Origin of the sequence: Pseudomonas sp. 3JA, from assembly GCF_036961705.1 — a bacterium.
GTDB lineage: Bacteria > Pseudomonadota > Gammaproteobacteria > Pseudomonadales > Pseudomonadaceae > Aquipseudomonas > Aquipseudomonas fluorescens_Q.
Map to the genome: position 1 here is coordinate 1 of NZ_JBAMDJ010000047.1, position 15,497 is coordinate 15,497.

9 protein-coding genes are annotated in these 15,497 nt (G+C 62.4%); all 9 read right to left on the reverse strand.

Annotation, left to right across the window (positions count from 1 at the left end):
* Positions 1 to 10: 10 nt before the first annotated feature.
* The gene (locus V7773_RS26290; RefSeq protein ID WP_336076054.1) at positions 11 to 1,255 is read right to left on the reverse strand and encodes a metallophosphoesterase; all 1,245 of its coding nucleotides are present in this window, start codon (positions 1,253 to 1,255) and stop codon (positions 11 to 13) included.
* Positions 1,256 to 1,282: 27 nt separating this feature from the next.
* A complete protein-coding gene (locus V7773_RS26295) occupies positions 1,283 to 3,151 on the reverse strand; it encodes a hypothetical protein (RefSeq protein WP_336076056.1) in 1,869 nt (622 codons plus the stop codon).
* Between the two features lie 154 nt (positions 3,152 to 3,305).
* Positions 3,306 to 6,758, reverse strand: a complete 3,453-nt coding sequence (locus V7773_RS26300; protein WP_336076058.1) for a GMC oxidoreductase — start codon at positions 6,756 to 6,758, stop codon at positions 3,306 to 3,308.
* A 1,114-nt stretch (positions 6,759 to 7,872) separates the two neighbouring features.
* A complete protein-coding gene (locus V7773_RS26305) occupies positions 7,873 to 8,439 on the reverse strand; it encodes a GNAT family N-acetyltransferase (RefSeq protein WP_336076060.1) in 567 nt (188 codons plus the stop codon).
* A gap of 254 nt (positions 8,440 to 8,693) precedes the next feature.
* Entirely contained in the window at positions 8,694 to 9,464 is a 771-nt protein-coding gene (etfB, locus tag V7773_RS26310; protein ID WP_063324042.1) for an electron transfer flavoprotein subunit beta, read from the reverse strand.
* A 13-nt stretch (positions 9,465 to 9,477) separates the two neighbouring features.
* Complete coding sequence (gene etfA / locus V7773_RS26315; protein ID WP_092221467.1) at positions 9,478 to 10,698, reverse strand: electron transfer flavoprotein subunit alpha; 1,221 nt, start codon at positions 10,696 to 10,698, stop codon at positions 9,478 to 9,480.
* On the reverse strand, positions 10,698 to 12,647 hold the full coding sequence (gene dgcB, locus V7773_RS26320) for a dimethylglycine demethylation protein DgcB (protein ID WP_092221465.1): 1,950 nt from the start codon (positions 12,645 to 12,647) through the stop codon (positions 10,698 to 10,700). Before dgcB ends, etfA begins: the two co-directional genes overlap by 1 nt.
* A 207-nt stretch (positions 12,648 to 12,854) precedes the next feature.
* On the reverse strand, positions 12,855 to 14,915 hold the full coding sequence (gene dgcA, locus V7773_RS26325) for a dimethylglycine demethylation protein DgcA (protein ID WP_336076065.1): 2,061 nt from the start codon (positions 14,913 to 14,915) through the stop codon (positions 12,855 to 12,857).
* A 15-nt stretch (positions 14,916 to 14,930) separates the two neighbouring features.
* Complete coding sequence (locus tag V7773_RS26330) at positions 14,931 to 15,461, reverse strand: DUF5943 domain-containing protein (RefSeq protein WP_336076067.1); 531 nt, start codon at positions 15,459 to 15,461, stop codon at positions 14,931 to 14,933.
* Positions 15,462 to 15,497 lie beyond the last annotated feature (36 nt).

Sequence of the window (15,497 nt, forward strand, 5' to 3'; positions counted from 1 at the left end):
GTCACGATCGTCAGTGAGAAGACCACCGCACACTGCCATCCTCCCCATAAAACGTCTCGACAATCTCCTCCCCCTTCAGCCGCACCTTCACATACCCGTTCAACACCCGCTGCGGATACGCCTCGTCACCCGCCAATTGAGTCTCCGACCACAACACCCCGGCATGCCCGTTCAATTCGCTGGTGGTGCCATAGGGGATCGCTCCGTGCCCGACGCAGCGCGCATGCAATCCGCCTTGGGGCGCGTAGCAGATACCGTTGTGCAAATGCCCCCAATACCAATAATCCGGCTCGCGCCCCAAGGCATCGCATACCGGTTGGTAAAGCGCCGTCTTGTGGTGCCCGGAAATATCAAAACCCTGGTGATGACTGAGCACCATCAGTTTCTTGCGCTTGGGCAGGGTCTTCATCCATTCGATCTGCTGGGTGTTGAGGGTGCCGTCCATGTACAGGTTCATGGCGTCCGAGGCGTAGGCGCTGTCGAGGCCAACCACCAGCCAGTCATCGTTGTACAAGGCAAAGTAACTGGTGCCTTGCTGCACCGGGAAACGCTTGGACAATTCCTTGAAATAGCCGTGGGCACCGCTGTACATCTCATGGTTGGAATTGAGGGTGAACGCGCCATGCTTGCCCTGGGGCCAGCCGACCATGTCGACGTCTTCCTGGGAATGGGTGCCGGCGTAATACACGTCACCCAGGTGAATGGTGAAATCGGCCAGGGCCAGTTGCATCTGGTTGGCCACCGCCACCGCCGGGGCGTGACTGTCGAACGGCCCGGTGCCCCAGTCGCCAGCGATAGCCAGCACCACGTCGCTGTCCATTTTCACCAACGCCGGGTTGGTGGCGAACGGCGCGTGGTGGCGCAGGTTCTCGATCCACTTGAGCAGCGCCTCGCTCCACAACAGGTCCAGCAGTTCCCATTTGCGGCAGCCGAGCAAGGTGCCGTCCTTGAGTACCCGGGTCGGTAGCTCGTCCTCGCTTTGCGGCAAGGGCGTGACGTTGCCGATCTTGAGGATCGACAAGCCGTGGGACAACTCCCATGGCACGGCCGGTTCGTCGTCCGGCAGGTCGCCATGCTCGATGACATGCCGGGCCTGGTCGTGACCTCGCTGCAGCAGCTTGACGATGGCCTGGAACTCCTCGGGTTCCAGGTCGTTGACGAGTTTTTTCCAAGACATTTCCAACCGCGTGACCAACCCGTGCAGGCGGACCTTGACCTTGTCGAACTCATGCTCCCAATGGTGCAGTAATGACATGTGAACGCTCCTTCGCAATGCCCTGGGCTACAGGGTCTTCATGAATTCGATCAGGGCCCGTTTATCGACATCCGACAGCTGCGTGCCATACAGATGGCCGCCGTTGTGGTTGCCTTCCAGACGGGTGTCGTATTTGAAATCCGCCGACGCCTTCATCTGCGCGCCGCTGGTGATGAAACCGACCTTCTCTTGGTCGTAGATGTCGGAGCCGGTGTAGAACACCTGCGGACGCAGCTGCGGCGGTTGCAGCAAATCCCACAGGGTCGGCACCGAACCGTTGTGCAGGTACGGCGCGCGCAGCCAGATGCCGTCGGTGGGGGTGTTGCTGTAGCTCTGGGTCTTGCGGTAGGCGTTGAAGTCGAACGGCGGTTTCTTGAAGCCGTGGAACGCCGTCACCAATCCTTCGGTGAAAGAATTGAGTCGGTGGGGATCAGTGCCCAACTGGTCGATGTTGGTAGTAACCTGGCCCGTGTCGGTGCGACCGAAGTCGTGGCAACCGGCGCAGTTTGTCTCCCAGATCGGTTTGCCCTGGGCGACTTTCGCCTGATCCAGGGCGAACGGCCAGGCGGGCGCCTTGTGCCCCAACAGCCAATTGGTCACCCGGTTGAAACTCGGCGGCAATACCGATTGCGGTGTCGCGCCCACGGCCATGGCCGCGGCGTAATTGCGCTCATGGATGTTGTTGTTATTGCCATCCCAGTGCAGATACAGGGACTCGCGGGGTTTCTGGTTCCAGACCTGCGGCAGGTCCACGGTGCCGATGGTGGAGTCATCCGGGAAGCCGAACACCACCATTTTGGTCGGGTTGAAGGTGTCGGTCCGCCCGGGGCCCTGGGCCGGACGCAGCTTCTGCCAGGCGTAGGCCTGCTTCTGCTTGAGCAGCGCACTCTTGGCCATCGGGATGATCAGGTAACGGTTGTACAGCTTCTCGAAAAAGCCCAGTTGGAACTTGCCGTTGATCGCCGCCATGACCGCATCCGGGGTGAATTTCGGATCGCTGGCGCAATCGTAGGCAAACCACTGGAAGGCTTGCAGTTGCAGGGTATTGGCTGGTGCGCTGGCGACCGGAACGGCGACGTCGCTGGCGTTGGCCCGGTAGGAACCGGTGTGACACAGGGCGCAGTTCGGTTCCACCGTGGGGTAGCCGAGCTGCCGCTTGGCCATGCCGATGGGCAGATCGTTGCCATTTTCATAGAGAAAACCGAACACCTCATAACCGCCCGGCTTGGGCAGTTTCTCCGGGCACATCTGCGGCAGCACGGCGAACAGGTAGTAGGGAATCCGCGCCTCGATGCCCAGGCCGATGGCGGCGTATTTGTAATGGTCTTCATCGGAGGCGAAGTCTGGCTGCGGCACTTCGCGGATCATCTGGTACCAGGTCTGGTAGCCGATGAAGCCCAGCAGCAATACCACCACCAACGTGCCAACCTTGAAAGCGTGGCTCTGCCAGCGCCGCGCCCAACCGGCGCGCCACTCTCGCCAACCAGCACAGAGCAAGGCCAGTGGTCGATTGACCAGCGGGCTGCCCAGGTACAGCAGCACGCCCAGGATCAGAAACATGCTCAGGTCGCCCATCAACATCGGCACGAACAACTGGCCCTGGTTGTTGGTGTTGATCAGGTAGATCCAGAACACCACCGCCACCAGCCGCGACAGCACGCACAACCAAGAATGCACGACGAAACGCGGCGCGTTGAACCCAGAGGGCATGTAGAACAGGCTGATCCCCACCAGCAACATGCCGGTGTTTTCCAGCCAGGGATCGGACAACACGGGCGGCAAGCCGAGCATGGACGTCAGCAATGCCGGCGCGAACAGCGCCGGGATCGCGAAGACCATGTTCATCACAATGCCCACCCAGATGATGCGTTGGAACCAGCGGATGTAAGCGTTCATGGCATCCTTTTCCTTATTCTTGGCTCAGAGCGATGCTTTTGTGGCGAGGGAGCTTGCTCCCGCTGGGTCGCGCAGCGGCCCCCAGATTTCAGAAGCGACGACTGCTTCGCAGCCGAGCGGGAGCAAGCTCCCTCGCCACGGGTCAGTTGCGCGCCTAGCCGAGGGCGGTCTTCTCCAAGTGCTCAAGAATGATCGGATAAACATCCACCACCGCATCCTTGCCGAACATGCAGTCGATGTGGCCGTAGCCCGGCACCTCGTGACGACTGAACAACTGCGGGCCGTGCATATCGCACAGTCGCTCATAGGTCTTGAGGGTGCTCTGCGGCAGGTAGCATTGGTTATCGGCGCCGCTGATGAAGCAGATCGGCAATTTCAACCGATCGAAATGCGGCATGTAGACGTCGTTGCCCTTGAAGTCCACCAGGTGCCCCTTGCGCACGATCAGCGCCAGGTGCTCGAAGGTCTGGATGTTCGACTCGCCGAACAACTCATGCAGGTTGTCGTGCAGGGTTTCGTTGAGGGTGTCGTGGCGGTACAGCGACGCATACATGAACGTGATGCGATGGCAGACCGGGTTGGTGCAATAGCCCTGGGCCTCGATCCGGGCATAGCCGTTAAGGGCCTTGTCGTAGAGTTTGTTGAACCAGCTTTCCTTGGTGTCGGCGTAGGCCGTGAGGGACTTGATGCCAATGGCGTCGAGCATGCCCGGCAGGTGCAGCCCAGCCTTCAGACCGGTGGCGGTGGCCACCACCGTGTCGGCGGCGATCTGCGAGCAGACCACCGAACGCACGCCCTGCAACCCCGCCAGCATCGACATGAAGAACGTCGTCGCGCCGTAGCAATGCACCACGCACTGCACGTCACGGGCCAGGGTCGCTTGCTGGATCTGCTCGATGGCGGCCTTGAAATCGTACTGGGCCACCTGGTCGCCGTTCCATTCGTTTTTGCTGGCCGGCAGCAGGATGCTCACCCGCAAATCCAACAGCCAGACGTCGTATTCGTGCTTGCAGAGGTATTCCAGCAGGTTGGTGTGAATGGTGTCAGTGGAGAAAATATTCGAGCCCACGCCCAGGCCATGAACCAACATCACCGGGCCTTTGGTGCCGGCTTGGTAACGGGTCAGGCGCAGCTCGACGTTGTCTTCGGTCTGGAAGAAATGCACCATCGGTGGCGGCGCATCCAACGGCCGTTTCAACCGGGGCGGCGCGTCCGGGTTGAAGTAGACGTCGCCGGCGAAGACACCGCCGTAGCTCTCCCACAAGATGCCGGCAAAGAACTTGCCGAACCGCGCCAGCGCCTCCACGCGCTCACGTTCATTGCGGGCATTGAGCACTTTCATGGTGGTCATTTGCTTGGCGAAGTCGGTCGGCAGAATGTGCATCACCCCCGAACCGATCACCGCGCCAGTCTTGTCCGGCCCGCGATAGAGCGTGACATAGAGCGTGCTGGTGTCATGCCAGATGTTCAGCACACCGTTGTCCTCGGGCACGGTCTTGAAGGCGCTGAAGTAGTAGTCGTTGCCGTCCTCGGCGGTCAGCTTCATGTCGTAGTTCATGTGCCGTACGCCGACCTGTTCCTGGTACTGCTCGAACAGGTTGAACACCCCATTGCTGGCCACCAGCGGTTGCGGTGAGAGCAGCGGTGCATCGAGAGTGCCCACCAGGGTCGCGGCGTGTTCCGGCTCCTTGATCAGGCGGTTGAGGTCGGCGGCGGTGATGGTCAGGGTGAATTCGATGGGCGAGTTGTCAGCCCTGCCCCGCTTGGCCGCTGCTTCGTACAGGCTCAGATCGGTGCCCTGGGGCTGGATGAAGGCAGTGGAAAAGTAGCCCTTCATGGTTTCGGTGAACTGCACGCCGAGGGTCGGCGCGGCCACCGGCTTGCGCGGGGCCGAGGGCAGCGTGTAGTCGATGGTCCAGCCGCGGTCGGCTGCCAGCAACCCCATGTTGCGCTCGCTCACGGCCGAGATGGTCAGCAACGGGTTGACCGCCAGGGACGTCGGGATCACCGCACCGTCGGTCACGTACAGGCCCGGGTAGACATCGGTGCCACTGGCGCCACTGAACACCTGGCCCTTGTGGTTGACCACGCCTTGGGTCGCATCCTCGCCCATCACGCAACCGCCCAGAGGATGGACCGAGACGATGCTGTGCTTGAGCAGCTTGGTCCAGATCGGGTTCTCGACCCAGATCCCGCCCAGGGCCTTGGTGCTCTGGTGCAGCCGCTCGTTGCCGAGGGTGACGTTCTCCTGTTCGCCGACGCCGGGCCAGTCGATGCGTAACTGGTCCTTGTTGTCGAGCAGCATACGGCCCTTGGCGTTGTCATGGCTCATGATCAAGTAGGTCTGCATGTTATGCAGCGCACCGTAGTAGGGACCGCGCAAAAAGCTCTCGGCTTCGCGCCCCTTGTACTTGAGGCTGGCGCCGAAGCCGGTGTCGGTGGGCACGCCGATCATCCCGGCAAACGCCGCCATGCTCGGCACCATGGCCCGACCGAGGGCGCCGGGAATCGAACCTTCCTCGATGACCATGCGGCTGCGCCAGTCACCCTCGGTGCGCATGTCGATGACCGAGGTGATGCACGGCCCCACCGGCTCCAGTTCCTTGGCCGAATGGGCGCCGAAACCAATACCGTTGATGGTCTGGTCGCAGTTGTGGCCGAAGCCGAGGATGTCGCCGTTGCCGCTCATGTGCTCGCCCAGTTGGTCGGACATCGCCAGGCCTTTGTCCCGGGAACGCAACATGATCTCGGTGGACCCCAGGGTGCCGGCGGACACCACCACGATGTCGGCACGCACGAACAGGGTCGGCGCCGAGAACATCTCGCGACCGCTGTCCAGGTATTGGAAGTGCACGATCCAGCCATCGCCGTCGCGCTCCAGGTGCCGCACCTCGGCCTGGCAGAAAATCTCCGCGCCGTGGTTCCAGGCATCCGGCAGGTAGTTCATCAGCGTGGTGTTCTTGGCCTTGTTGTTACAGCCCGAAACGCAATCGCCACAACCATTGCACGGCAGTTGTTCGACGCCGACGTGGTTGAGGTTGTTGGGCAACTTGTCGAAAGTCACGTTGATCGGCGGCTTGTAGAAATGCGCGCCTTGCTTGAGGTAATCGGCGGACTTCTTGTGGGCATCGAGCTTGGGCAGGTTTGGCTCCGACGCCGGATAGGCGTTGGGTTTGAGCATCTCCCGGGCTCGTGCGTAGCCGTCCTTGAGCAGCGTGTCGCGGTGCTCACGGACCGCCAGGGGCCAGCGCGGATCGTCGAACACGCCAGGCTCCGGCTCCAGCGCAACGTTGGCATTGATCAACGACGTGCCACCCAGGCCGCAACCGACCACCACGTTCTGCTGGGCGTTAACGTGGAGGTCGAACAGCCCGGTGCGCGAACCGATATGCCCGTCCGGGTCATGGACCTGCAGTTCCTCGGTGGCCGCGAGCAGGGTGTTGGGGTATTCGCCGGGCTGGATCTCCCGGCCACGCTCCAGCAGGCACACCTTGCGCCCGGCCCGGGACAGGCGCGAGGCAGCAATGCCGCCACCGTAGCCGGAACCGATGACGATGACGTCGTAGTGCTCCTGGATATCACTGATGGGGGTCGAGATCCGTGTCATGTTCAAGTCCTCAAGGCAGAAGGGGCAACTCTGCGGTTGCCTGCAAATCGACAGGCGCACGAACGCCTGGCCACTATCCCGTACGGGTTCGAGCGGCAGTCAGCGGTGTTACGGGGAAACGCGGGAACCTGCTGGGGCGCTATAGCCGCGCACGCAGATTGACGGCACGGCGAGCGGGCCGTTTGGGCAACGAGGTGGGACGCGTCGGGACGCACGTCGCAGGAGAAAATGAATACGAGCGAGGGGTTTGGCTATCCATCATGTGTTCTCCCTGAACCTGATGTGGATAAAATCGCGCTGTGTCCTTGTGCCATGAGTGAAGACAGGTGGCAGACCCTCGTCAAGGCAGCTCCCTAGAACTGTATGAAATTTGATCTATCGCGTTTTCGACTATACCTGCCGTGGCTTGCAGCCTTTCGCAAACAACTTATCCACACGGCCACCCACAGCAAATGGGGACAAGTGCGTCACGAACGGAATTTTTCTGAGGGTAAAACGAAGAAAAACCGTGACTTATGAACAATGACAGTTTTTAGACGCCACAGATCAAATATTGATCAACGGCTTGAAAGCCCTGCCTGGACTGGTGTGCAGAGGACAACGAACACCTTATCCACAGAAGCGCCAACAGTGTTTGGGGGTAATTTTGACGATTCTGTGGAAAACCGCTCTAACGCTTCGTAAATCACGGGTTTACAGGGATTTTCTGGATGGAAACAGCAGTTTGTTCATTTTCTGAGCAATCTGCCGGAGGCCACGCCCCGCCTGGCGTGCAGAGGACAGCGAACATCTTATCCACAGAAGCGCCAACAGAGATTGGGGGCAAGTATGGTTATGCACCCAAGCTTATTCACACAAAAAACCCAGGAAAAACCGCAGGTTAGCCTGTCTGTTTTTTGAGCACTGCCCTGGAGGGCCCGATTGGCGTGGTGTACCGCGAGGGGCGAACAGGTTATCCACAGAGGCGCGCACAGGGATTGTGGGTAAACACATGCCCCTGTGGGAGCGAGCTTGCTCGCGATGGCGGTGCGTCAGTCAACATCGATGCCACTGATCTACCGCTATCGCGAGCAAGCTCGCTCCCACAGGGGTTCAGGTGAGGCCGCCGTGCCGGTCAAGGCCGATGCATGAGGTAGGCGGCGCCCGTGACCTGAATCATCGGGTGCGGGACAACCTGACAGGTCTTGACGATGCTAAAGCCATGGCGCTCGTAAAAGCGCCGGGCGCCGGTGTTCGCGGCATAGTCGATCAAGCTCAGGCCCTTGAGCTCCAACTGATCGGCACGCTGCTGGGCCCGCTCGAGGAAACGCACGCCCAACCCCTTGCTGCGCCAACCTTCATGGAGGGCCAGACTGGAGATATAGAGGGTGTCGGGGATTTCCATGTCGGCGTAGGGCGCCAGGACCGGGTCTGTCACGGGGGCCGCCTGTGGATCATGACGCGTCACATAAGCGTGCATCATGCCAATGACCTGGCCGTAGGCCTCGGCGACAAGGCAGTTCTGGTAGGAAAAATCGACATCTTCCCGGGCATAACGCGCGGCGCCCACGTCAAGGAGATCCTGGCCTGGCTCCGCCAGCTGGCTCCAGATGTAATCCGATGCACCCTCCGAGGAGATCCGGAACAAACGAGCGATCTCGCGTGTATCCGTGGGCAAGGCCGGACGAATTGCTACTTCCATTGAGGGGACTCCATTGGCGATGAAACGACCTTTTTTACCCACAGGCTTGGGACGCGGCAACTCGCCAGGCCAGTGGTTTTATGGCCGGATGTTGCAGCAGGTCAGGCGAGTGTTTTTGAGTTCAGGCCTGGATGGCCTTTTCGGCGGGGCCGGACAGGTTATCCACAGAGGCGCACAGCAACGGAGGGCAAACACATGCCCCCAGTGGGAGCGAGCAAGCTCGCTCCCACAAAGGGATTCAGGTATTCCTGGGCTTAGCGAACAACCCCTTCCTCAATCAACAGCTTGAGAATGGCCTCGGCCCCGGCCTCAGGGCTCACGCCCTTGAGCACTTGCCCGCCTCCGCCACTGGCCTTGGCCGTGGCGGCTTTCATGCGGTCGGCGCCGCTCTTGGCCTTGATCACTTTCAAGCGTTTGGGGCGTGGCTTGGCCGGTTGCAGGGTCGCCACTGCCAGCAAGGTGTCATCGAGCACCTCCACCTCTTCAGCGTGCAACGCCCCGCGCCGGGCCGGGCCGTAGGCGCTTTGCCGCGGCTTGGGCGCGGCGTTATCCACAGTGGCCAGGAATGGCAGGCGCACTTTCAGGCGACGCCGTTGGCCGCGAGGCAAGGCTTGCAGCACCAGGGCCACACCGCCGTCGATGGATTCGACCTGGGCCAACCCCACCACCAGCGGCCAACCGAGATTCTCGGCCAGCAGGAACGGCAGCATGCCCGAGCCTTCACCGGTTTCCGCCTGGCTACCGGTGAGCACCACTTGGGCGCCGGCATCACGCAGGTAATCGGTCAGGGCCGGCAGGGCGTCGGCGCCGACGGGGTTTTCCAGCACGTGCAATTCATCCAGGCCCATGCCCAGGTAGGCGCGCAGGGCCGGTTCGGCCACGTCGCCGGCGTGCAGCACTTGCAGGTCGCTGCCGGCCAGTTGCAGGCCCAGCTCCACGGCCCGGGCGTCCTGTTCAGCGCGCCGGGGGCGCCCGGAAGTGGGGTGGGCGCCGATGGACACGAGGCTGATCACTTGGGTACTCATCAACTTATCCTTCTTAAGCCGCATCGCGCTTGGCTTCGTTGCGGTAAGCCTCTACCGCCGCGATCAAGGCCTGGAGAATCGCCGCGCTGTCACCGATCACCGACAGGTCTGCCCGTTTAATCATGTCGCAGCCTGGATCGAGGTTGATCGCCACCACCTTGTCGCAGGCGCCAATGCCCTGCAGGTGCTGGATCGCCCCGGAAATCCCCACCGCCACGTAGACCCGCGCCGTAACCCAAGTGCCGGACGCACCGACCTGGCGATCGCGGGCCATGAAGCCGTCGTCCACCGCCACCCGCGAAGCGCCCTCGGTGGCGCCCAGGGCCGCTGCGGTCTGGTGGAACAGTGCCCAGTCCTTGACGCCGTTGCCGCCGGAGAAAATGAATTCGGCCTCGGCCATCGGGATCGCCCCCGGGTCCACCGCCACCGCGCCGAGGTCTTCGATACGCGACAAGCTGCGGGCCACGCTTGTGGATAACTCCACAGGCAAGGCTTCGTGGCGGGTTTCGCTGACCGGTTCAGCGCATTCGGCCGCTGCCAGGATCAAGCGCGCCAATGGCCGGGCCAGGTCTTGCAGGCCGGCACCGGCGCGACCGATGCACTCTTCGCCCTTGACCTGCCAGACCCGCGTGGCCGGGCGTTCGCCCAGGGCCGCCGCCAAGCGCCGGCCCAGTTCGCCGCCACCGGTGCGGCTGTCAGGCAACAGCCAATGGCGTGGGCTGAACTGGTTATCCACAGCCCGCAGGCCTTGCACCCGTTGTTCCGGTGCATAACCGCTGAATTCCTCGCCATCAAGCACCAGCAAGCGGTCGACACCGGCCGTAGCGAAGGCGTTTTCCTTGTGCTCGCCGAAGACCACCGCCAGCACTGCACCGTCCGTACCTGCAAGCTGATGGGCCAGGCCCAACAGATCGCGGTCGTGGCTGCTCAAGCGGCCCCCGACCATGTCCGGCACCACGCTGATGTAGAACGCCGGTTGCGGCACCTGATGCAGCGGCAATTGCACTTCCACAGCGGCAGTACGCTTGCTCGCGCCTCCCTGCTGGGCGCCGCTGCGGTCGATGCGCTTGATGCCGTTGGGACCGATGAAACCGATGCCATGGACATTCTTGCGAATGACGCCGTTGGGCCCCATCCAGCTGTGCTGGACCGGTTGCATGGCCGCGTGCAGCGGGTGCAGGCGGTTGCGGGCGATCCACTCGGCGCGAGGGTCGCGGCGGATGATGTCGCTCATTAATGCACCTCCGCGGGTTCACGTTTGACCGGGATCACCGGTTTGCTCGGGGCCGCGTCTTCCAGCAGCGCGTCGGCCACCAGTTCGGCGATGTCCTTGATCATCGGCCGCGGCTCGACCACACCTTCGAGCATCGCAGTGCACTGTGGACAACCCACGGCCACCAGTTCGGCGCCGGTTTCGCGGATGTCTTCCATGCGCATGTCAGGGATCCGCTGCTTGCCCGGGATGTCGGTGATCGGCGCACCGCCGCCACCGCCGCAGCAACGCGAACGGAAACCGGAACGCTGCATCTCCTTGACCTCGATACCCAGCGCGCGCAGCACCTGGCGCGGCGCCTCGTATTCGCCGTTGTAGCGGCCCAGATAGCACGGGTCGTGATACGTCACGCTGTCGCCCTTGTGCTGGCCGAGGTTCAGGGCGCCGGCGTCGATGATTTCCGCCATATAGGTGCTGTGGTGCTGCACCAGGTAGTTGCCATCGAAGGCGCCGTATTCGTTTTTCAGTACGTGGAAACTGTGGGGGTCACAGGTGACGATGCGGTTGAAGCTGTATTTGGCCAGGGTCTGGATGTTGCGTTTGGCCAACAGCTGGAACGTCGCCTCATCACCCAGGCGCCGGGCCACGTCGCCGCTGTCGCGTTCTTCGAGGCCGAGCACGGCGAAGTCGATCTTCGCCGCCTTCAGCACTTTGACGAACGCCCGCAGGGTGCGCTGGTTGCGCATGTCGAAGGCACCGTCGCCGACCCAGAACAGCACGTCGGTGGATTTCTTCTCGCTGAGCAGGTTCAGGTTCAGGTCCGCCGCCCAGTTCATCCGCCCGCCCGGGGCAAAGCCGCCAGGGTTGTCGGTGGCGATGAGGTTTTCCAGGACTTCGGCACCTTTGTTTGGCGTGGCGCCTTTTTCCAGGGTCAGGTGGCGACGCATGTCGACGATCGCATCGACGTGCTCGATCATCATCGGGCATTCCTCGACGCACGCCCGGCAGGTGGTGCAGGACCACAGCGTCTCGGCGTCCACCAGGCCATTGACGATCGGCTGATGAGGATTGCCGCCGTGTTCGCCCACGGGTTTGCCCGGGTATGGGCTGCCAGCGAATTTCGCATCGGTGCCGCCGGCCAGGCCAACGACCATGTCCTGGATGAGTTTTTTCGGGTTCAGCGGCTGGCCCGCGGCAAACGCTGGGCAGGCCGCTTCACACTTGCCGCACTGCACGCAGGCGTCGAAGCCGAGCAGTTGGTTCCAGGTGAAATCCTTGGGTTTCTCCACGCCCAGCGGTGCCGCTGGGTCGTTCAGGTCCAACGGCTTGAGCCCGGTGGAACGACCGCCGCCAAAACGCTCGGCACGGCGGTGCCAGGCCAGGTGCAAGGCGCCGGCGAAGGCGTGCTTCATCGGCCCGCCCCAGGTCATGCCGAAGAACAGTTCCGACACGCCCCACAGCACACCGACACCCAGGACCGCCGCCACCAGCCAACCGCCAAAGTTCTCCGGCAGGATCCCCGCCACCGGCAGGGTCACCAGGAAGAACGACGCCGAAAACGCCAACAGGCTCTTCGGCAGGCGCATCCACGGCCCTTTGGACAAACGTGCCGGCGGATTGCGCCGACGCAGGTAAACGAAGATCGCACCGACGAACATCACGGCCGACATCAACAGCAACGCATAGCCGAGGAAGCGGTTATGCAGGCCGAAACCATGGACCAGTATCGCCAGCACCACCGACGCCACCGCACCACCGGCCGTGGCCACGTGGGTGTTGGCAATGTATTTGTCCCGCGCCACCACATGGTGCAAGTCCACCATATAGCGCTTGGGCATGGCGAAGAGGCCGCCGATCAGGTCGACCTTGGACGGTCGCCCCCGGCGCCACATATTCACCCGCCGCAAGGCGCCGAGGACCGCGAGGCCCAAAGCGGCGAACAGCAGGATAGGAAGAAGGGTGTTCAGCATAGGTGTTGCTCCCAAAGACGCAGGATCATGTGCGCGCCAGTGAGAGCGACGCACCTACTTGTGGCGAGGGAGCTTGCTCCCGCTGGAGCGCGAAGCGCTCCCAAAACAGCCCCAGGCGTAAACCTGATGCTTCTCGACTGATGATTGGGGCTGCTTCGCAGCCCAGCGGGAGCAAGCTCCCTCGCCACAGGTAATGGTGGTAATCCGTTAGAAATCCTTGCACAACCGCAGGGCGTCGTAGATGGCGGCGTGGGTGTTACGCTGGGCCACGCAGTCGCCGATGCGGAACAGCAGGTAGCCATCGCCACTTTGCTCCAGGCACGGCTGGGGCTTGATCGCGAACAGGGCTTCGACGTCGATCTGACCCTTGTTGCGCGAACCTTCCTTGAGCGCGTAGTAGATTTCTTCGTCCGGCCGCACGCCGTTTTCCACCACCACCTGGTCCACCACGCGCTCTTCCTTGGCCCCGGTGTATTCGTTCTCCAGCACCGCCACCAGCTTGTCGCCTTCGCGGTAGACCTTCTCCAGCATCATGTCCCCGGTCATGATCACTTCCTTGGGGTACATGCTGCGGTAGTAGGTGGGGAACGACGTCCCGCCAATGGCCACGCCCGGCTTGATGTCGTCGGTGACGATCTCGACCTGGCTGCCTTTGTCGGCGAGGAAGTCGGCCACCGACATGCCGGTGAACTCGCAAATGGTGTCGTAGACCAGCACGTTCTTGCCCGGCGCGACCTTGCCGTCGAGCACATCCCAGCTGCTGACCACCAGCCCTTCGGCGGCGCCCCAGTGCTCGTTCTGCTCCAGGTTCGGATGGCCGCCGACGGCCAGCACCACCACGTCCGGACGCAGGTCCATGATCGTCGCCGCGTCAGCTGCCACGCCCAGGCGCAGGTCGACTTTCAGCCGCGCCAGTTCCAGTTGGAACCAGCGAGTGATACCGGCGATCTGGTCCCGTTGCGGGGCTTTCGAGGCGGTAGTGATCTGCCCGCCGATGAATTCCTTCTTCTCGAACAAGGTCACGTCGTGCCCACGTTCGGCGGCCACACGCGCCGCTTCCATCCCGGCCGGGCCGGCACCGACGACGACCACTTTGCGCTTGGGCCCGGTGGACTTCTCGATGATGTGCGGCACGCCCATGTATTCACGGGACGTCGCGGCGTTCTGGATGCACAGCACGTCCAGGCCTTGGTACTGGCGGTCGATGCAGTAGTTGGCACCGACGCACTGCTTGATCTGGTCGATCTGGCCCATCTTGATCTTGGCGATCAGGTGCGGGTCGGCGATGTGGGCGCGGGTCATGCCGACCATGTCGACGTAACCGCCCTCCAGGATCCGCGTGGCCTGGTTCGGGTCCTTGATGTTCTGCGCATGCAGTACCGGGACCTTGACCACTTCCTTGATACCGGCGGCCAGGTGCAGGAACGGCTCCGGTGGATAGCTCATGTTCGGGATGACGTTGGCCAGGGTGTTGTGGGTATCGCAACCCGAGCCCACCACGCCGATGAAATCCAGCATGCCGGTGTCGTCGTAGTACTTGGCGATCTGCTTCATGTCCTCGTGGGACAAGCCGTCCGGGTGGAATTCGTCACCGCAGATGCGCATGCCCACGCAGAAATCGTCACCCACCTCGGCGCGTACGGCTTTCAGCACTTCCAGGCCGAACTTCATGCGGCCTTCGAAGCTGCCGCCCCATTCGTCGGTACGCTTGTTGACCCGCGGGCTCCAGAACTGGTCGATCATGTGCTGGTGCACGGCGGACAGCTCGACGCCGTCCAGGCCACCGGCCTTGGCCCGGCGGGCCGCCTGGGCGTAGTTGCCGATCACCCGCCAGATTTCTTCCGGCTCGATGGTCTTGCAGGTGGCGCGGTGCACCGGCTCACGCACACCGGACGGCGACATCAGGGTCGGCCAATTGAAACCGTCCCAACGCGAGCGACGGCCCATGTGGGTAATCTGGATCATGATCTTGGCGCCATGCTTGTGCATGGCGTCGGCCAGGTTCTGGAAATGCGGAATGATGCGGTCGGTGGACAGGTTCACCGAACTCCACCACTCCTGCGGGCTGTCGATGGCGACCACGGACGAGCCACCGCAGATCGCCAGGCCGATGCCGCCCTTGGCCTTCTCTTCGTAATATTTCACGTACCGGTCGGTGGTCATGCCGCCGTCGGTGGCGTAGACCTCGGCGTGCGCGGTGCTGAGCACGCGGTTGCGGATGGTCAGCTTGCCGATCTGGATCGGCTGGAACATTGCTTCAAAAGCCATGGCGCGATCCTCGACTTACAACGGCTTGACGATGAACAGGCCGTCGTCGTGGCCTTCTTCGGAACCGCCGTAGACCTGCTCGGCCACGGTGCGGATCGAGCTGCCACGAGCGGCGAGGATCTGGTCCATGGCGCCGGCGAACCAGCCGGTGAACATGTAGTCGACCTTGCGCCCGACCTTGCCGTACACATAGACGAACGCCGAGTGTTCGAGCTTGACGCTGGCGGTGCCTTTGTCCAGGTCGATTTCCTGGATCTTGAACAGGCCCCAGCCACGCTGGGACAGGCGCTTCATGTAGTGTTCGAACACCGCGACGCCTTCCAGACCATGGCATTCGGCTTCTTTCTCACACCAGTGCCAGGCGGATTTGTAGCCGGCCTTGTAGAGAATCTCGGCGTAGGCGTCGGCGCCCAGGACTTCTTCGATGCCCATGTGGTTGTTGACGAAGAAGTGACGCGGCACGTAGAGCATCGGCAGGGCGTCGGAGGTCCAGACACCGGTTTCGCTGTCGACTTCGATAGGCAGTTGGGGGGCGATTTTGGCCATGAAAACTTGACTCCGGAAATGCGTGGTATTGCCTGC